The 19,721-nt window shown below is 55.0% G+C and carries 13 protein-coding genes; 4 read left to right on the forward strand and 9 right to left on the reverse strand.

The genetic code is table 11. From position 1 onward, the window contains the following. Positions 1–2 precede the first annotated feature (2 nt). From yfcC to ACFO3I_RS14235, 4 genes are all read right to left on the reverse strand, one after another. Positions 3–1,448, reverse strand: a complete 1,446-nt coding sequence (gene yfcC / locus ACFO3I_RS14220; RefSeq protein ID WP_377334991.1) for a putative basic amino acid antiporter YfcC — start codon at positions 1,446–1,448, stop codon at positions 3–5. Then, positions 1,435–3,147, reverse strand: a complete 1,713-nt coding sequence (locus ACFO3I_RS14225; RefSeq protein ID WP_377334993.1) for a cyanophycinase — start codon at positions 3,145–3,147, stop codon at positions 1,435–1,437. The genes yfcC and ACFO3I_RS14225 overlap by 14 nt, the downstream gene beginning before the upstream one ends. Positions 3,148–3,234: 87 nt before the next feature. Next, the gene (locus ACFO3I_RS14230) at positions 3,235–6,201 is read right to left on the reverse strand and encodes a TonB-dependent receptor (protein WP_377334995.1); all 2,967 of its coding nucleotides are present in this window, start codon (positions 6,199–6,201) and stop codon (positions 3,235–3,237) included. A gap of 174 nt (positions 6,202–6,375) precedes the next feature. Next, positions 6,376–7,263: a helix-turn-helix transcriptional regulator gene (locus tag ACFO3I_RS14235; RefSeq protein ID WP_377334997.1), complete on the reverse strand. Its 888-nt coding sequence runs from the start codon at positions 7,261–7,263 to the stop codon at positions 6,376–6,378. 345 nt (positions 7,264–7,608) lie between these two features. Between ACFO3I_RS14235 and ACFO3I_RS14240 the strand changes: the two genes are divergently transcribed. From ACFO3I_RS14240 to ACFO3I_RS14250, 3 genes are all read left to right on the forward strand, one after another. Further along, entirely contained in the window at positions 7,609–8,025 is a 417-nt protein-coding gene (locus ACFO3I_RS14240) for an organic hydroperoxide resistance protein (protein WP_377334999.1), read from the forward strand. 64 nt (positions 8,026–8,089) lie between these two features. Further along, complete coding sequence (locus ACFO3I_RS14245; RefSeq protein ID WP_377335001.1) at positions 8,090–9,124, forward strand: alpha/beta hydrolase; 1,035 nt, start codon at positions 8,090–8,092, stop codon at positions 9,122–9,124. A 135-nt stretch (positions 9,125–9,259) separates the two neighbouring features. Further along, the gene (locus ACFO3I_RS14250) at positions 9,260–9,751 is read left to right on the forward strand and encodes an RNA polymerase sigma factor (RefSeq protein WP_377335003.1); all 492 of its coding nucleotides are present in this window, start codon (positions 9,260–9,262) and stop codon (positions 9,749–9,751) included. On the opposite strand, the gene ACFO3I_RS14255 is transcribed toward ACFO3I_RS14250, so the two are convergent. From ACFO3I_RS14255 to ACFO3I_RS14275, 5 genes are all read right to left on the reverse strand, one after another. Beyond that, positions 9,740–12,697 (reverse strand): TonB-dependent receptor, encoded by a 2,958-nt coding sequence (locus tag ACFO3I_RS14255; protein WP_377335005.1) that lies wholly within the window; start codon positions 12,695–12,697, stop codon positions 9,740–9,742. The two genes, ACFO3I_RS14250 and ACFO3I_RS14255, sit on opposite strands and share 12 nt — an antisense overlap. A 1-nt stretch (position 12,698) precedes the next feature. Then, positions 12,699–13,622 (reverse strand): FecR family protein, encoded by a 924-nt coding sequence (locus tag ACFO3I_RS14260; protein WP_377335007.1) that lies wholly within the window; start codon positions 13,620–13,622, stop codon positions 12,699–12,701. A gap of 128 nt (positions 13,623–13,750) precedes the next feature. Then, positions 13,751–16,462, reverse strand: coding sequence for a TonB-dependent receptor (locus tag ACFO3I_RS14265; protein ID WP_377335009.1), 2,712 nt, complete (start codon positions 16,460–16,462; stop codon positions 13,751–13,753). A 22-nt stretch (positions 16,463–16,484) separates the two neighbouring features. Further along, entirely contained in the window at positions 16,485–17,546 is a 1,062-nt protein-coding gene (locus ACFO3I_RS14270; RefSeq protein WP_377335011.1) for a Ca2+-dependent phosphoinositide-specific phospholipase C, read from the reverse strand. 108 nt (positions 17,547–17,654) lie between these two features. Next, positions 17,655–18,416, reverse strand: a complete 762-nt coding sequence (locus ACFO3I_RS14275) for an NPP1 family protein (RefSeq protein WP_377335013.1) — start codon at positions 18,414–18,416, stop codon at positions 17,655–17,657. A gap of 288 nt (positions 18,417–18,704) precedes the next feature. On the opposite strand from ACFO3I_RS14275, the gene ACFO3I_RS14280 reads away from it, so the two are divergent. Continuing rightward, positions 18,705–19,715, forward strand: coding sequence for a GNAT family N-acetyltransferase (locus ACFO3I_RS14280; protein WP_377335015.1), 1,011 nt, complete (start codon positions 18,705–18,707; stop codon positions 19,713–19,715). The last annotated feature ends 6 nt before the right edge of the window (positions 19,716–19,721 follow it).

Consider the following 19,721-nt stretch of genomic DNA (forward strand, 5'->3'; position numbering starts at 1 on the left):
GCTTAAAAACCAATCTGAACTGCCAGTGCCACAGTCGCCATACTCATTGCTGTTAATAGCAAGCAAAGCGACCACATGTTTTTCAGCCAGTCGACAAACTCCACCCGGGCTATGGCCAAGGTCCCCATCAACGCGGCAGAGGTGGGATAGAACAAATGCGCCAGACCATCGCCCAGCTGGAAAGCCAGAACAGCCGTCTGGCGACTGACGCCAACCAAGTCCGCCAGCGGTGCCATCAGCGGCATGGTCAGGGCCGCCTGACCTGAACCTGACGTGACAAAGAAATTGAATCCGCTTTGAAACACCAGCATGGCTTGAGCCGCCAGCCACTCTGGCTGACCATCAATCAGGCCTGAAGCGTGGTGCAACAAGGTATTAATCACCGTAGGTTTGGTCGGGTCTGTCCCACCGAGCAGTAAAATAATGCCCTGGGCAATCCCGACCACCAGAGCGGCAGGCAGTAACTGGGCTGCCCCTTGTTTAAAAGCGTCGACATAGGCATTCAGGCCGCCACTGCGATTCAGGCCAAAGCTCAGGCCAATCAGCGCACTGACCAACCCCATCACAAAAAATTGGGTGGCTATTTCGCGCAAGTAATAACCCTGAGTCACCACCCCCCACACCACCCAGACCAGCCCGAGCAGCAAGGTCAACACCACCAGACCGTGGCCCAGACTAAACTGGTGGTCCAGCTGAAAACTGCTTTGCACTGTGCTGTGCTGCCGGTAACGCTCAGCCCGCCACACCATCCAGAGCACATAGACGCCGGTAAACACCAGCCACATCCCAAGCCGGAAACTGGTGCCAGACAAAGGCGGAAGCTGAGCAATACTCTGAGCTATCGCCACAGAAAAGGGGTTCATCCAGGAGGTAGCAAAGCCTATCTGACTGGCGCCGTAAGTCAGTAACACCGCGGTCATGGCGTCATAGCCAAGCATCCGGATCAGCGGCACCAGCAAAATAGCAAAAGCCATCGCTTCTTCGCCCATACCAAAAACGGCACCGCCTAAAGAAAACAAGGTGGCCAGCACGGGCAATAACAACATGGCTCTGTGCTGCAATTTGCTGATCAGCCAGCGTAATGACTGCTCCACAGCCCCAGTGTGTAGCATCAGGCCAAAGCTGCCCCCCACCATCAGAATAAACACCACCACCGCAATAGCAGAGCTGTGGCGGGAGCCCGACGTCATGCCATCGTAAAAGGCGGTCAGAATTCCAGTACGTTCACCGTCTGCAAACAGGCTCAGTTGCGCCGCTTCCGGCACCAGCCTGAAGCTATCAGCGAGAATCAACTGACGCCCGGTCACGGTGTCCAGCGCAGTCTGGTAGACACCAGGCGGCAGCCACCAGGCCAGCAATGCCGACAGCAGCAACACACCAAACACAATCAACAGCGTGTCCGGCATCTGCCAGCCTTGCTGGCTTTGTGGCACCTCAGGATTTTGCATCAGTCACCTCAAGCACCAACGGCAAGTGCTGGTAACGCCACACCCCATCCGCGCGCTGACAAGCCTGAACCAGCTGATCTTTTTGCAACCAGTGCCACTGAGCCTGGGCCCGGTAGGTCAAGGGATCCACTTTGTGAGCTGGTACTTGTGCAGATACAGGACAATCCAGCTGTACCTGCAGCCGCCCTGGCTCCAGCACAGCGGTATCACCCGGCAATAAGCGGCTGGCTTGTAGTCCCTCCACCCGCCAGCCTGAACTTAGCTGTTGCTGCTGCATGCTGTTCTCTGGCAGCACCAGCCAGACGCCGCCATGCCCCATCACACTCAGGCTGGCTTTTAAGTCCGAACGGAAATTGGCTCTGAGCACAGTCGCTTCATCCACCCCGGCCCCGGCAGGCGCTTTGGTATCCATGACCAACCGCAGCAGACGGCCTTCGCGTTCGCGCTCACGGAAATGGGTATCTGTAATGCCCAGCGTAAAACTGCGCAGGCCGCCATCCGCTTTGTAGGTCAGCCGATCCTGTTGCAACACCGGGTTGCAGTGGTCAAACAAAGCGCATAAAGGCCGGTCTGCCGCCACCGCCAGGGTGCCATGCAATAAAGCGGTTTCTGTGCTGCCACCGCTGATCATCGGAATAGTGCTGCCGCTGCGGCCAGATTGCACTGCAGTGCCAGCGCTGGAGCCCCCCAGCGGCACCCCTTCCGCCAATCGTCGGTGCAGCATCGCCGCCAACTCTGTCCATTGGCCATCCGCTAGTTGCAGGCTGCGCATGGTTAATGACTGATCGCCCCCATTGATAAATACCAAATCGGCCGACTGCATTAATTCCAGCTGCTTAGCCGGCTGACGACAAAACTGCTGCTGGTAGGCAGCCAGCTCAGGATAACGCGCGGCCCGCTGATACTGGCCATTCCACACCAGCCGCTGCTGATCCAACTGGTCGCACCGACCGTCCTGCACTAACGCAGGTTCAATAGGTAACCACTGCACTTCTGCACCGGCGGCGCTAAACAGCTGGCGATAATAATCCACCCACTCAAACACATTGTACGAAGACGCAGTGATAAGCACTAAGCGAGGTTTTTCCACTGACTGGCCACGTCGCTGAACCGCACGCTCGCGCCCTGAAGCCACAAAGGCCTGAAACATCTGCTGCACATACAATTCGGTACCGGCGAAATACACCTGCATAGTTTGGGTAGAACCATCCGCCAGTTGCGGCCGCTGCTCAAACCAATCATCCAGCAGGCTATGTTCATCGCCGGTTAAATCCAGCGAATCCAGTGTCCGGTACCAGTCGGCCTCCCCGATGACTTTGCCCTGAACACTTTGCAATTTGGCAAGCAAGGCGGCTTTTAGCTGCTGGCGTCGCGTTGCCGGACCAGGCCACAGTGTGGACTGCTGCCACTGCGTCAGCGCAGTACTGCTCACCATAAACTGCTTTTCCCGCAGCGCCTGAGTACGCTCAAAGTAGGCCTGGGCTTCAGCAGTTTTTGCTTTGGCACATTTATGCAGCTCTACACTGGAGCAGATAGGTTCACCGCCACCAAACAACCAAAGTTCTTTGCCTGGATTGCTCGCTCCGGCCTGTGGCTCTGCGCTCACAGGGCCAGTCGAAAAATGCGCCGTAGCCAGCAAAGGCAAGCCGCACAGCATCAGGACTGCAGAGCACAGCGCTTTTGTACGAAGTTCAGCCATAACAAGGTTCCACCGGGCCTGACCACTGTCAGACCCACCTTTCTGTTTGTCGCCCCAGAAACAACAGATCCAGGGGCTAAGGTGCCATTAAAAACTGTAACGCGCAGTCAGGCGTACAGAGCGGGGGGACTGATAGTTCAGATCATTCAGGAAGTTCGGGTTTTGGCCTGAGTCTTCCAGTGTTAAATCGCCTTTTTCATCGTATTCAGTGACCTGGCTGCTGTTCAGCAGGTTAAATACACTGGCCTGTAAGGTAAGTCCTTTGGCCCATTCCGGCCTGTAGCTAAGCCCTAAATCCACCGTATAAGTCCAGGGTGTGCGGCCAAACTGGCCCCGGTGCGTCAGCACCTGCTCTCCTTCTGCATTGCGACAATACAAGGTAGAGGCGGCATAGCGTTCAAACACCTCGTACTCAGGGTCATCTACAGGAAATGGTGCATAACCAAAGCAACTGACCGGACGGCCGGATTGCACCAGCAGGTTGGCATTCACTTCCAGCTCGTCCGTCAGGTCATAGCCGCCAAAGACTTTAAAGGTGTGACGTCTGTCGTTGGACAAATCGCCGTCAGTGCCATCCACATACACTTTATGGTCAAAATCATTGGTCAGGCCGGGTGATTCAGATTCCAGCCAGCTGTTGACCAGACCTTCGCTGTTGCCTGAACTTTTCGCCAGGACGTAGCTGCCCTGCAGGTACCAGCCATCGGTTTTACTGCGTTCAAACGACAGTTCCAAAGCTTTGTAGCTTCGTTTGTATTCGTCCAGCTGCAGATAGCTGTTCGGCACCGTCACCCGTTGTAGATTGCCATCGCCAGCAACATCCATATCCATCTGCAGATCACGACCTGGGTTTAAAATGATGCAGGTGGCTAAAGTGTCAGGGTCAAAATCGTCGTAGCCCTGGTCGGCTGCAAAGTCGACGAAGGCCTGCCGACCACAATAGTCATCCACGCCATTTTTCACTTCACGCAGAATCAGGCTGACCCCGCCGGTCCATTGGTCAGTCAGTTCCCGCTGGTAACCAATAATCAACTCGTCCTGCAGCATAGGCTCCAGATCTGCCGAGGCCACAGTCGCCGGATCAGGTGAGATATTGCGGCCGCTGGTCAGGGTGTCACCCAATTGTTGTCCAAGTTGCAGCGGCGCCTGAGTCAGCGGGTCCACCTGACCGTCATACAGGTAGTATTCGGTGGTGACGTACTGCCAGTTCGATGCCCGCACGTTGGTATTAGCGGCAATAGGAATGTAGTAGCGGCCAGCATTGGCGTACAGTTTGGCGCTGGCATCCCCATTCACATCCCAGACAAAGCCGAGGCGCGGTGCCAGCATGTCGCTGGCATCGACAAAAGATTCACCATCCGCATTGAGGTTATCGAAGGACTCGTTGCGCAGGCCGGCGTACAGCATCAAATCGTCAGTCAGGTAGAAGCTGTCTTCAATATAAAATGCCCGGTTTTGCACTTCGTAATTGCCCGAAGGAGAGGTACGGGTCCGTTTACGCACCACATGAGCACCGGCGGCGACGTCTTCGCCGTTCCAGCTGTCGTCAAAATCAACCGGAGTATACCGACGGTAAAACACGCCACCCGAGTACTCAGCACCCGCAATCCGCGAAGTAAAGGTTTCGTCGTCAAAACCAAAACGCAGCGTGTGGTTGTCCAGCCGCCATTCGGCGCTTAAACGAATGGCTTCACGCTGGTCATTATCCGGACCAAAATCGAGCGAACGTACGTTGATATTGTTCCAGCATCCCACGTCAATCACATCGTCAGTGTCCTGATCATAAACATCCACCAGCGGGCATTCATCGCCTGGTAACGGGTCTGGTGTGATATAGGCAGAGTCCTGATCCAACTTGCCGTACAACGCCGAAACCGTGAAGTTTTCACTCAGATGGCCGGTATATTTAGCAATGTAAATAGTGCCGCCGTCATGTTGAGTGTATTGGGTTCTGGGTGTGCCATGATGGCCGGTGTAATACTGGTCATCCGGGTTCAGATAGAGTTCGTAGTCGGTTTCTTCTTTGTTGGAAATTCCGGTCAACTCCAGAATATGGTTGTCCGTGATGTACCAGTCGAACTTCGCCAGATAGTTTGGCGAGCTGTTTTCTGTCGCGGTGCTGCGGTCCACACTGTAGACGTCGCTGCTGTCGCGTTTGCCTTCGACCAGCGCATACACAAACAGCTTGTCCTCAATCAGCGCCCCGCCGCCACCCACACTGACAGATAACTGCTCCGACTCGTCAGCAGAACGGTAGGCCGAATAATAATCGCGCGCGCCCGCCGTGCCAGAACGGCTGACAACATCCTTGCCTGACGCCGTCAGTGTCGACGGAGTCCAGACGGCAGAGCTGTCAAACTGCCATTCATTCGTGCCTTTTTTGGTGGCAATGTTGATCACCCCACCCAAAGCGCGGCCATACTCGGCGCCAAAACCGCCGGTTTTTACTTCCTGCTCACCAATAGCATCAAAAGGCACCCTGGCGTAGGTTAAAAAAGTACGGGCGTTGGTGACATCAAAGCCATTGATGTAATAGCCGTTTTCCGCCACAGATGCCCCACCGAAAGACGCCAGTTTGCCAAAACCGCTGTCGCCCCGCACTGTGCCAGGGGCCAGTAACGCCACATCCGACACGTCACGCCCTATAGGTAAATTGGCTAGTTGCTCCGCACTGAACACGGTGCTGGCTTCCACGGACGAGGTATCAATGCGATTAATTCTGCTGCCAAATACAGCAATACGTTCAGCATTGTCCTGATTCAGATTGACGGGTGTGCCTGTGCCAATGACCACGGACAAATCCAGCGTCTGGCCATTGCCGCTGAGCTGGTAACGTCCGGTAGGTAACTGGGAAAACACAAAGCGGCCCTTGGCATCGACGGTCAATTCGCGTTTGAGGCCAGTGTCGAGGTTTTTAATGCTGATGCTGCTACCCGTTGGGGCTTGGCCATACACGGAACCGACTGATAAATCGGCTTTAGCTTGAGGGATGCTCAAGGCTATCCATACGGCCAGGGCGGCATATTTCAAAGTATGTTGCTGGGTTGAAGTCATGTTGTGCTCCGGCTTGTTGCTGCTGGCTTGTCTATCTGCCCTGGGTCTGGCTTCATGGTCCAGACCTCTGTTTATGTCATCAATTCATCATAAACAGCTGGCGAAAACACCGACATATCCAGTTAGGGGTAGGCGCAAAGGGCAGCAGGCCAACGCCAGAGCGCTGGCTATTCCTTAAGCAGTAGTGGCCTTGCTGCTTTGGTATTGCAGCAACGGGTCTGTCGCTTCATCCGGTCTTGCATAGGGAATGCAGCTGATAAATAAAGAAAAAAGCTCTGCTTGGGAGCCAATATCCAGTTTGCGGTAGATATTTTTCCGGTGGATTTTCACCGTACCGTCAGAGGTATTCAGCTTTTCTGCGGTCAAGGCCGACGAGTAACCACGCAGCATGTAGAGCAGTACATCGCGCTCCCTTTTGGTCAGCAATGAACTGGCAAAATGATTCAGGGTGCATTCGACTTGCTGGTGAGTTTTGTCTTCACTGCTTTGTTGCGGCAAGGGTTGATGCAATTGGTAGTGTCGGGTCAAGGCTTCGGACAGCATCGGCAGCACCATGGTTAACGCCGTTAAATCCGCCTGACAAAATTCCGGGCTATGGACATTGCGCTGCATAAAAAACACCAGCGCTGAATCATCATCAATACGCCAAAGTACATCGATGGAATCGGCTACGCCGGTCTGCGAATAAAAGGTCTGGTAGTACTCACTACTGTAGAAGTCGTCCGGTGCTACGTCACGCAGCCAATAGGCCCCCGTCGGACAGCCGGACAAGAACAGCAAATACTGAGGGTCCAGAGCATAAGGTCCGGTGGAATAGATATCTGCCGGCACTTTACGTTCGACCGGATTAAAGCGGTGCAGCAGGCTCATGGGTTTACGCTGGCGGTAATACACCAGGATGCCACAGGAATCTGTGGGGCAAACAGCCTCCAGCACATCCATCACCGAAACCGGAAATTCGACAGCCCCCAACTGACGCCAAAGCTGACAAAATGCCGTGCTCATCTGCGCATCGAAGGTCAGGCCCAGAGTGCTTCTGTAGTGTTTAATTGGCTGATTCATCCTGCTCTCTGCCGCTACGCTGTTGCAGCTAACATAACTGAAAAGCGAGCCATTGCCACTGGCGTTTGTCGCAACAGCACCACAGAAAAGCGGTAATAACACCACAACACCCCTGTAGCCCAACAAAAAGATAAAAAAATAAACCAAACAAAATTATGCACTTAGAATAAAACTCAACCAAAGCAAAAAATAAAACTTGCAAGATAATAGTTTGCGCAATAATATTTATCTCAAGCCAGTCAGCACCAACGCCACAACAAAGTGGCAACGCAGAAAGGCGGTAGTTCAAACCAAATAGTTATCGCAACAACTTTAAGTTCAAAAACTGAAATCAGGAGAGTTAAAATGCAAGTTATTTATAAAGCCACAGTGACCAGTACTTCAGGCCGTGATGGTCGCGCTGTGTCCAGCGACAACAAGCTGGATGTAAAACTGAGCACCCCACGTGAACTGGGCGGTGCAGGCGGTGAAGCCACTAACCCAGAGCAACTGTTTGCTGCAGGTTATTCAGCCTGTTTCTTAAGCGCCATCAAATATGTCGCTGGTCAAAGCAAAATTGCCATCGCAGCTGATGCCAATATCCGTGCCGAAGTCGGCATCGGTCAAATCCCTGGTGGTTTTGGTCTGGATGTGGAGTTGTTTATCAGCCTGCCAGGCACAGATGCAGCAGTCGCGGCCGATTTAGTCCAAAAAGCGCACCAGGTGTGTCCGTACTCAAACGCCACCCGTAATTCTTTAGACGTTCGTCTGACGCTGGTGTAACCAGCGTTTGACCGGCAAATACTTATCGCACAAATAGTTAAACTTTATTGACGGAGTTGAAGATATGAAAAGCTTACAAAAAACCCTTGGTTACAGCATTGTCGCTTTAGGTCTGGTCAGTGCTTTATCGGCAGATAAGTTGTATGCCGCTGAATTTCCTGGTGTTGAAACCAAGACCGAAGCCTTCTTAAATGTCCTGGCTCAAGGCACCGGCAAACCGCTGGAGCAATTAAGCCCAACCGACGCCCGCGCTGTGTTAACCGGGGCTCAGGCCGGTGCCACACTGCCCGCCGCAGAGGTCAGTGAAAAATGGATAGTCGCAGACGGCCAGAACATTAAGCTGGTAGTGGTCCGCCCTGCGGGTGCCAAAGGTGTGTTACCTGGTTTTATGTTCTTCCACGGCGGTGGCTGGGTGCTGGGCGATTTCCCCACCCATGAACGCTTGATCCGTGACTTAGTGCAACGCTCTGGTGCCGCGGCTGTGTATGTCGATTACACCCCATCACCTGAAGCCAAATACCCTACCGCTGTGAACCAGGCCTATGCCGCCACACAATGGGTGGCGCAGCATGGTAAAGAAATCCAGGTCGACGGCAGCCGTTTGGCTGTGGCGGGTAACAGTGTCGGTGGCAATATGGCCGCAGTGGTCGCCCTGAAAGCCAAAGCGGCAGGCTCACCGAAACTGGCCTTCCAGTTACTGATGTGGCCTGTGACGGACGCCAACTTTGAAAACAGCTCGTATAACCAGTTCCAGCAAGGTTATTTCTTAAGCCGGAACATGATGCAGTGGTTCTGGGACAACTACACCACCAACCCTGCCGAGCGGAATGAAATTTATGCCTCACCACTGCGTGCCAGCACAGAGCAGTTAAAAGGCTTACCACCAACACTGGTGCAGACCGCCGAGTTTGACGTGCTGCGTGACGAAGGCGAAGCCTATGCAGTGAAACTGGACCAGGCCGGTGTGACCGTGACCTCAGTACGCTACAACGGTATGATCCACGACTTTGGTCTGCTGAATGTGCTGTCTGATGTACCAGGCGTACAGGCCCAGCTGGACCAGGCCGGTAGCGCGCTGAAACAGCACTTAGCGAAATAACAGCCTGCTGTTACCCAACAAAACCGCCACCAGGCGGTTTTGTTGTTTGCTGAGTTGCCAACAGCCCTCAAGCTTCATGCTGTTGTCACAATTGGCCGCTAGCATAGAAAAAAATCTGTAAATCCCATCACTTAAGTGCAAACCAAACAGCAACAGCCTCTGGAACTACTACAGGACATCGCACCTCGCCTGAAGCGCGCTTTGCAGTTTTGGGTGCGCAATAAAGACGACAGAGCAGATATTTATCAGGAAACTCTGACCACCATGCTGGAGCGGCCAGAACCGGAGCGGATCAGCAATTCGCTGGCCTATGCGCTGACCGTCGCCAAACACCTGGTGTTTCGTCACAGTCAGCCGCAGTTGCAGTCGCTGCAACCGGAGGATGATCTGGTTGATCCTAATACCGATCTGGAGCAACAGCTGCTGGCACAAGAGCAACAACGTTTGTTGCAACAGGCCTTGGCCAGCCTGCCACCGCTGCGCCGCGACGTGTTAATCCGGCGCCGGCTGAAACAACAAAGCCGGGAGCAAATTGCCAGAGAGCTTGGCATCAGCGAAGAAGCGGTGAAAAAACACATCAGCCGGGCTTTGGCACAACTGGCCAGCCTGCACCCGTCAGAGCGTTAAACTGAAACCCAGATAATAACTGGTGCCGTAGCGGGTCAGGTTGTATAGCTGATGACTGGAGTCGGTAAACTGCCGGTCTTTTTCCCCTGTCAGATTCGCCAGCTGCAGCGTCAGATCCAAGCCGGGCAACAGGCGGATATAGGCCGAAAAATCCCAATTCCGGCTGGCCAGATAACCGGCCACATCTTCCTCTTCACTGTAAAGCGTCACCGAGGTCAGGTAAGCCGAACGATAACTGCTACTCAGCCGCCAGCCCCAAGCATCACCCTGGTACAGCACCGCCAGATGCGCGGTATGCCGTGACATGCCGGCCAAAGCGGCAGTACCCGACTGGCCATTGCGCAGTGGGTAACGCGCGCGCCCGTCGTTGTAGTTGTAGTAGGCCTGCAGTTGCAAGGCATTCAATGGTGCAGGTAAAGCGCTGAGCGCCTGCTGTGCACTGAGTTCAAGCCCGCTCAGCCAGGCGGTGTCGCTGTTTTGTGGCGTGCGCAGCCAGAATAAGGTCTGTTCCGTCTGGCCCGACCCCAGCAATTGCAACGGTAAGCCGGTGGCACCGTAGGGCATCAATTCGCTTTGCGTCACCACAAAATGCGGCAGCCGTTTGGCAAAAAACGCCAGCGACCATAAGGCGCCTTGTTCGGGGTACCATTCCAGCGCCGTTTCCAGGCTTTGTGCCTGATAGGCCTGCAGCCCGGCATTGCCGGCACTGATTTCCTGCCGTTCGGTATTGACGCTGGCAGCAGGCGACAGGTTGCCTAAGGCAGGCCGGCTTAGATTGACACTCAGACTGGTGCGCCATAGCAGGTTGTCTTGCAGCGACCAGAGCCACTGCGCCGAGGGCAGCCAGTGCTGCGCCTGACTGCCACCGCTCAGTTGCGCCGCCTCTGACTGAGTCCGGTTCTGCACCCATCGCAGTGCCAAAGCCGCCTGCCAGCGCTCCTGTTGCCACTGATAATCCAGCCAAAAAGCCTGGTTGTGTTCTGTCAGGCTAAAGCTGCTACTGGCCAGCAAATCCGCTATGGTCAGGTTACCTTGCAACTGGTAATCAGCCAGCACCTGCGGCACATTCGCCACCAGCCATTCTTGCTGACTGTACGCCTGAAACAGCCGGTACGAACCAGGCAACAGCCTGTCATCCAGGCTGCCCTGTTCCCAGGCGTTTTTCAGTTGGTCCGGCCTGCTGTAGGTCTGGCCTTGGTTTCGCAGCGCTTTCCAGGCCAGACCCCAACTCAGGCTTTGCGCTGGATCCGGCTGATAGCTAAAGCGCAAACGGGCTTGGTCCATGCTCAATTGCTGCGCCGACTGTTCCCGGTCTGCTTCGTGCAAGGCCCATTGAGCCGGGTCGGTCAGGTCAGCCCGATAGCTGAATTGTGGCGCAAAAGGTTGCTGGTAATCTGTCACCACGTCGGCAAAGCTTTCGTAGTAGACCTTGTCATTCACAGGCACCTTAAACTGGTTTTGCGAATGGCCCAACTGCAGCACCATGCTGGTATCGGCACCAAGCTCATGCTGAGTTTTCAGCTGCCACTGGGAAAAATCGGAATCCAGCTGATGCTGCCGGCTTTCGCTGGTCAGCACGGCATCTGCTACTTCGGCGTAGCGGATAAAGCCCCGCTCGTCGGCAGCCAGTGCCAACACCCGACTTGCCGGCTGCCACTGCCCGCCTGCAAGCTGAGCCGGACTGATCAGTGTCGAAGCCACACCGCGGCTGGCCAGGTGATATTCATTTTTTTGCTGACGTAAACGGGCCAGCAGCAAGTCCAGCTGCAGCAGATCCCCAGCCGCAGTCTGGTATTGCAAGCTGCTGGTCAATCCCAGCCGCTGCTGCTCGCTTTGCCAGCTGGACTGGCGGTTGCCACGGGCAAACTTCAGCTGTTTGTCGGCAATTTGCTGTTGCAGTGCCGGGTCTAACGCCGACAAATCGACACCTGCCGCAGTTAAAGGCCTGAATTTATAAGTGTTGTAGCCCGACTCTTCACTTTGTCGTTCGCTGTAAGCGAGCGAAAGCAAAGCACCGCTGCGGTCATTGCGTGCCGACCACAAAGCCGCCAGCCGTGGGCTTTGGCCTGAGCTGTCGCTATTGCCGCCCATCTGACCGGAAAAGCGGGCTTGGCTCTCAGTAAAATCAAAGGGTTTGGCCGGCGTGATCTGCAAGGTACCGGCAATACCGCCTTCATCCTCACTGGCACGGTAGGACTTTTTCAGCACTACTTCACTAAACAACTCAGCGGCAAAAATATTGAAGTCAAAAGCCCGGCTGCGGCTGCCCTGCCCCCTGCTGTCCATACTGGTGCCACTGACCGCCAGCGCGTCCATACCATCCAGCTCGACCCGGACAAAATCGGCACCCAGCCCCCACAGCCCCACCTGTTTGCCCTCGCCATTGTCTTTGGTCAGGCTGACACCGGGCAGCCCCTGCAGACTATTGGCCAGATTCAGTCCACTGAACTGAGCAGCCCCCGACAGTTGCCAGCGCTCTTGCCATTGCACGGATTGTTGGCGGAAATCAGTATCCAGCCAGCCGCCACTGCGGGTCTGGCCGGCCAGCACCCGCTGGCCCTGAATATGAATTTGTTCGGGCTCTGCGTTGAGATTGTCTGTTGCGGGCTGGCGCGGTACTGCCGGTGCGCGGCTTGCCACTGTGCGGGTCGTGACCGCCCTTTCTTGCACCAAAACCCCCGAGGGCATTTGCACAAAGCGCACCGGGAAATGCTGCTCCAGCAGCAACAGCAACTCGGGCAAGGATGCAGTGATTTGCAGCTTGAGTTCAGGCCCGCTCTGATCGAGCCGGGCGGGCAGCACCAGGCTGACACCGGCCTGCGCCGACACCTGCTGGCAGAGTTCAGACAGCCGCTGGCCCTGCAAGGAAAATTGAATTGGCTCAGCCCGTAACCAGGGGCTGACAAGCAGAAGAATAACCGCCAATGCCCAAGGCCTGGCGTTCATCTTAATAAGCCCTCAGCACCAGCTGACCGGCATAAGGACTGACCTTCAGCTGCGCAGCAGCTGCGGCCAGATGCACAGCGTCCAGCGGATGCTGCAGATCAAAGCGCCCACTGACCGGCAAGGCGGCAGCTTTCGCGTCCGGCAACAGAATTTGCTCTGGCAGGTATCTGTCCAGTTGCTCCAGTAATTCGCCAAGCGGCATGTCCTGCACTTCCAGCCAGCGCTGCAGCAGAGGGTGCTGATAACCGGCGGCAAGTTCAGTCAGCTGCGCCTCGCCAGACTGCTGCCATTTCAACTGCTGGCCCGCTTTCAGCGCATAGCTTTGCTGCGCCGTACTGACCCGTACACTGCCTTGCAACACGGTCACCAGCGTCGCGCCGGATAACTTATTGACGGAAAACCGGGTGCCCGTAACCCGCACCTGCACAGCGCCGCTACTGACAATAAAGGGTTGCTCATCCTGCAAATGTGTCACCTCAAACAAGGCTTCGCCCTGAGTGAGCTGCAAGCGCCGCTCGGCGGGTTGCTGAACAAAACTTAACTGGCTTTCTCCGGCCAGTTGCACCCTTGAGCCGTCAGGCAATGTCATCTGCTGGGCTGGGCCAGAGTGGGTACTTAACAGCAAAGGGGCCGGACCTGAGTCTGCCGGCCACTGCAATACAGCCAGCAGAGCCATAGCCGCAGCCGCCGGGATCCAGGCCAGCTGCCAGCGACGGGGCGCTTTTGCCGGTGTGACCACCTGCCGTGCTAAGGCATGAGTTAAGCTGTCTGAACGCCAGAGTTGCAGGCAGCGCAGATAACAGCTGCGGTGCAGTTCAGACTCCGCCAGCCAGGCGTCCAGCTCACGCTGCTGTGCCGGGCTGAGTTCGTCCTGCAACTCCACCCAGGCGGCGGCCTGCTCAAAAATCTGCTGTTCGTCCTTCATCCGTTATGCGGGCTCCATTGCTGCTTCGCCTCATGAAACTAGCGTCATATTAATGAAATCAAATGACATTTTTACGACAAACAGCGGGCGAAGGCCCGCTGTTATTTTTAAGCTGAACCGCGGCCGGATCAGAGCTTGTAGCTCAGCCCCAGGTAATAAGTGCGGCCTGTTTCAGTCACATTGTATAAATGGTCGCTGGAGTCGGTGTACTGCTCCTCACGCTCATTACTGATGTTACTGATTTCCAATGACAATTTCAGCCGTTCGTTCCATTGGTAAAAGGCCGAGAAGTCCAGATTCAGTGTGCTGTGGAAACCCGACTCATCTTCCTCTTCACTTTGTGGCGTAATAGACACCACATAATCACTGCGGTACGCACCGGATAAACGCGCGCCCCACAGTTCAGTCTCGTAGTAGAACGTCAGGTTGGCGGAGTTTTTCGACAAGCCGGAGAAAGGTTTGGTCGCCAGGTAAGTTTCGCCATCGTAATAATCCATATCGCCATCGGCGTAGGTGTAGTTACCCACCATACCCAACTGATTCCACGGCGCAGGCAGGAAATCGAAGTCCCGTTGCGCGCCCAGCTCCAGGCCACGAATGTCAGTGCTTTGCGCATTCACAGGTGAGTTGTAGTAAAACAGGGTGTCACCGGTCTGACCGGCTGCTAACAGCGCCGTGGAAAACCCAGTGTCTTTGTAAGCGACCTGACGGCGCTGTGAAATGACAAAGTTGTCGATTTGTTTGTAGAACACCGCCGCCGACAAATAGCCCGCGTCTGAGTAATACCATTCCAGCCCGGTTTCGTAGTTGGTCGATTCATAAGGCTTTAACCCCGGGTTACCGGAAGAAATTTCCAGTCGGTCTGTATTGACCGAACCTGAAATCGCCAACGAGCCTAACGAAGGGCGGGTCAGGTTCTGGCTGATGCTACTGCGCCACAACAGATCATCGGTTAAATCCCACACCAGGTTGGCAGCCGGCAGCAGCTTCTGATAATCCTGCACCACTTCCAGGTCTGTCATACTGCCGTCCACTTGTGCTTTGCCTTTGGAGGTTACTTCCGTCTGCACATAACGGGCGCCCAGATTGGCCCGCACGGCGTCACCTTGCCAGTTGTAATCCAACCAGAGGGCGTCGGTGTTTTCTTCCAGTTCAAAGGTGCCGTTCGCCAACAGGTGCGCGTCGGTCAGGTTGGCGTCCAGGTTGTAATAGGCCAGCGCTTTGGCAACATCGGCGCCTGCCCAGCTTTGACCGGCAAAGCCAGTAAACAGCTGGTAATAGTCAGCACTCAGTGCATCTTCAGTGGTGCCTTTTTCAAAGTCAGTTTTTAACAGGTCAGCCCGCTGGTAAGCCCGGCCTTCGTTGGTAAATTTTTTACTGGAGGCGCCATAACTCAGGCTTTGCGAATCATCCAGGCTGCTGCTGAAAGCCAGACGGACTGTGTCAAAACCCGAATCCTGATAGCTCTCGTCCAGATCCACCTCATGCATGGCCCAGTTGGTCATGTCGGTCACATCAAACAGGTAGGTATTGACCGCATCAAAGCCGTTGCGGTAGTCGGTAATAATGCCACCAAAGCCTTCGTAATAAATTTTGTCACTGACCGGCACGTCAAAACTGTTGCCAGAGGTACCCAGTAAAAATTCCAGTTGGGTGTGGTCTGCCAGTTGCCAGTGGGTGGTCAGCGACAGCTGATGAAAGCTGGTGTCCATTTCCTGGCGGCGACTTTCAGTGGCCATAGCGACATTATCAAACTCGCCGTACACCACGTAGTTGTCCTGGTCATATTCCAGCGCCTTGACGACAGAACCAGGCACGCTGACACCACCGGCAGTAATAGCACCGCCCAAGGCAGTTGAACCGGCACCACCACGGCTGGCCAGATGGTGTTCGTCTTTTTTGTTATTCAACTCGGAGTACAGCAGGTCTAAATCAAAACTCAGTGCGTCTGAAGCTTTGTACTGCAGGCTGGTGGTCATGCCCAGACGTTCCTGCTGGTTTTCCCAGACCGACAAGCGGTTGCCGCGGGCAAACTTCAGCGCTTTGCTGTTGATCAGTGCCTGAGTCGCCTCTGGTAAAGCACTGATGTCGGCACCCGACGCCGTCAGTGGGCGGAATCTGTAGGTGTTGTAACCTTTTTCCATGGTGTCGCGTTCGCTGTAAGCCAGCGAGAACAGTGCCCCAAAATTATCCCAGGTATTGGACAACACAGTGGCCAGGCGCGGGCTTGTGTCTTCGGTCAGACTGTTAGTGCCGAGCTGCGCCGAAACCGCACCATTAAAGCCCTGATAATCAAAAGGTTTAGCCGGACGTAATGCGACTGTCCCGGCAATACCGCCTTCATCCATGCTGGCACTGAATGATTTCTTCACATCAATCTGGCTGAACAGCTCAGAAGCAAACACATTAAAGTCAAAACCCCGGCTGCGGTTGCCCTGGCCACGGCTGTCCATACTGGTGCCACTGGTGGCCAGTACGTCCATGCCGTTCAGCTCAACCCGGGTAAAATCCGGCCCCAGGCCACGTACCGAAATCTGCCGGCCTTCCCCACCTTCGCGGGTAATCGCAATACCAGGAATACGCTGCAGTGAATCGGCCAGGTTCAAGTCAGGGAAATCGGCAATGTCTTCCGCCACAATGCTGTCCTGCGATACCAGCGCATCGCGTTTAAAGTCGCGGTTTTTCAGCAAGCTCTGCCGAAAGCCTTTGACCGCTATGGTTTCCACCTCAGCATCCGCCTGACTTTGCTGCGCCTGCAGCAGCGGGCTGACGCCACCAAGTGCCAACAGCACCGCCAGACTCAGCGGGGCCTTTGCCAATACCTTTTTGCCAGATTTCATCACAATCTCCATGTAGTTTCAGTTAATAAGGGGCGCTGAGCTGACAGTCGGGATAGACAGGCAGACAACGCACAAAGGGGGAAAACGGAAAGCGGAGCGCCATGCCTTGTTGCTGCGGCGCGCCCTGATAAGAATCGGTGGAAATAATTTGCGCCCGGCTGGACAGCGCCAGCTGCTGGCGGACGCTTTGGTCAGAACCCGGAACAAACTCGTCTGCGCGGGTCCGCACTATGTAGCCCAGGGCGCTCAGGCGGTTCAGCTCAGCCAGTTGCAACTGCGGCTGGTTGCGCAGCAGTACAGCGGCCTCCGGCGCCCCTGGTGAGTAATTGCCAAACATCACCCGCCCCTGCAACGCCGGGTGCTGTTGCCGGTAGAGCTCCAGTTGTGCTGGCTGGCCGTCCAGAATAAACAGAAAACGTCCTCTGGCCTGATCCAGCTCTGGCCAACCATGGCGCAACACACTTTGCTCCAGGGTTAGCTTGGCCTGGCGCAGCTGATCAGGAGTGAACAGCCGTTCAGCTCCCAGCTCGCGGCGCAGTTGCTGGTCCAGTTGCTGATAATCCTCCAGGCTCCAGCGTTTCGGCGTCACACCGCCTGCACTGCCAGTTTCTTTGATATTCACCAAAATCCAGACCGGCAGGTGCTGCGGGTGTGCCACTGACCAGGCTTTCAACTGGGCCAGACACTGGCTTAATAACGGACAGTGCGAGCGTGGGTCCAGATCCGGGATATGCAGCACTTTGATGCCGGGCTGCTGCAAGGCAGCGCGTTCAGCGCCCGACAACACAGCATCCCCCTGCCACTGCTCCGCCAAAGGTCTGGCAAAGTCACCGGTCTTTGCATCCAATACAAAATCCAGCTCCAGATGCCGTAAGCCCAGCTCCAGCTGTTGTTGCAGTGGCGGATGGCTGTAGTAAAGCGATGGCTGCGCCTGGCCTTGTTGCTGCAGATACTGCTGCACCGACAGAGGAATAGCTTGTTTATAGCTGTTGTGTGACCCCAGCCATTGCAGCTGATTCAGTCTGGGACTGGCCTGCACCGACCACATACAACTCAACAACCATAACAGCAACCAGTAACGCATCCGAACCTCCTTTGACCTGTTGCCTGTTAAAGAGCAGGCAGCCGCAGCAAAGGGGACATCAATTTAAAAATAAATTTTAAAGGCCCCGAAAACGGGGCCTTTGGCGGATTAAAACGTTGGGTAACTGTCGGGTTTGGCTTCGTTCAGGTTGTTGATAAAGTTAGCGTCACTGACGGGCAGATTCGCCGAGCCATAGTTAAAGCCATTTAACAAACTGCGCATCTGGCTGTTGCTCAGCCCGTCGCCATAAAGCTCAAACCAACTGGCGATGGCTGGCGTGACAAAATAGCCGTACGGGTTTTCCGCGGCTTCGTCAGCACCGGCAAAACGCAGCACATGGGTGGACACGCCGTCTTTGTGGTACACCAGTTTCAGGTGGCCATTGTCAAAGGGCAACATCGCCGCCGCAGTGGTCACCACATCACCATGGGTGGAATAACTGCCGTGCGTGACTACGCCGTTTTGGGTAAAAACCGCGGCAAATTCCCAGTCATGCCGGTGGCCACTTTCGATATTGGCAAATAGCTGATCTTTCTCAAAATACAGGGCATACAGATGACCGCAGTAGGTCACTGCATTGACAGTCTGGCACTGAAAACGGTGCAAGGTATTGGAGCTTTGCAGAAAGTTGCTTGAGCGGCAGGAACCACCCAGACTGCCGCTTGGTTTTAAACCACCATTCATTTGCCCACTGCGGCTGATACCAGCGCTGGGCAGGCAGCCATCGGTATCAAAATCAAACACCGGCGCAATGGAATAAGCATCCACAGCGCCTGGCAAGGCCTGATCTAACGCAGGAAAATCGTCGGCCTGCACCACACAGGTCGCTGCCAGCAGGCTGCTCAGTACGAACGGGCTTAGTAATTTCATCAGGTGTTTCCTTCTCTTAGAACACAGCGTCTATTCGCTGCCTGAATACAGAGCTTTGTTGGCCTGCAGAAGGGGACACTGCCGGAAAAATTTAATGGGATTGTCATCTGACACGCCGCACTGCATTGGTCGTTTCCGGCCTGCCATCAGACAAAAATGGGCAATTTGGCGCAGCCTGACAGGCGGTCAGCCCACCATATCCAGCCCCAAGAGCTCAGCGGACTGGCATAAGGGTTGCTTGAACCTTATTCAGAAACAAAGCATCAAAAGCAACTCAGGGGATCAGACATGACCGCTATCCAACCCACTACGCTGCAGAGCTCCCAAGCCGGCATCACCGCAGCATCACCGACGCAGGTCCGGCATGTTTCAGTAGCCAGGCTTTGTCAGCTCGACCCAGGCACAGTGACACATCAACAACGCCTGCCGCTGATGCTTGATTTACGGGCCGCGCTGGCGGAGCAACCGCAGGCACTCAGCCGGTCTCAAGCCGGGCGACTGGCCGCACTGGCGCATTATCTGTGTGACTGGCCCGGGTTGAAACTGTTGCAGCAGCACGGTTACCAGCCTGTGGACCCGATAGAGCAGCTGTTGCCTGACATTCAGCTGGGTCGTTATGCCGAAGCCTGTGCCGCACTGCACAACTGCAATTCCAGCGTTGCCCGCTCCAAACGACTGCAGGCGATGAAAAGCGGTTTACAGCAGGCGATACAGCAACAGCCTTATCCCGCCGAAGCACTCAGCCAGGGCGCTATCAGTCTAACCCTGCTGCAATGCCACCATGTCGGTGATTTTGGCTGGCAATATGGCAGCTCAGACATAGCCCGCCTTTGCAATCTGCCGGTATTTCAAAGCGCAGAGCATTGGCTGGCCTGGCTGTATCAATGCAAGCTGGAGCGGTCACGCCTGTTATTTGCGGTGATACATAAAGATTTTGGTCTAATAGGCAGTGTCAGCCTGCAGCTTTTTCATGGTGTTGGATTCTTTTACTACTGGCTTGGCAAGGATTTTCAGGGGCAAGGTTTTGGTCCCGTTGCAGTGGATTTGCTGCTACAACTTGGCCAACGTTACTTAGGTATGCATTGTTGTTTTGCCAAAGTATTTAGCTTCAATTTGCCCTCGAAAAAAGCTATTTTGCGGATAGGATTTACCCATTTGCCTTTTACCGCCCGAGCGCCTTCTGAACACGAAGAGTTTTATTATCTGGGGCCTGCGCAACATCTATTCTGGCTGCATCATCAACTGCAAGACTTGCTGTCGCTTCTTCTGTCAGGTATTGAACTGGAGCCGCTGAGCTGACCATAC

Origin of the sequence: Rheinheimera marina (assembly GCF_042654345.1) — a bacterium.
In the GTDB taxonomy this organism is placed as follows: Bacteria; Pseudomonadota; Gammaproteobacteria; order Enterobacterales; family Alteromonadaceae; genus Pararheinheimera; species Pararheinheimera marina.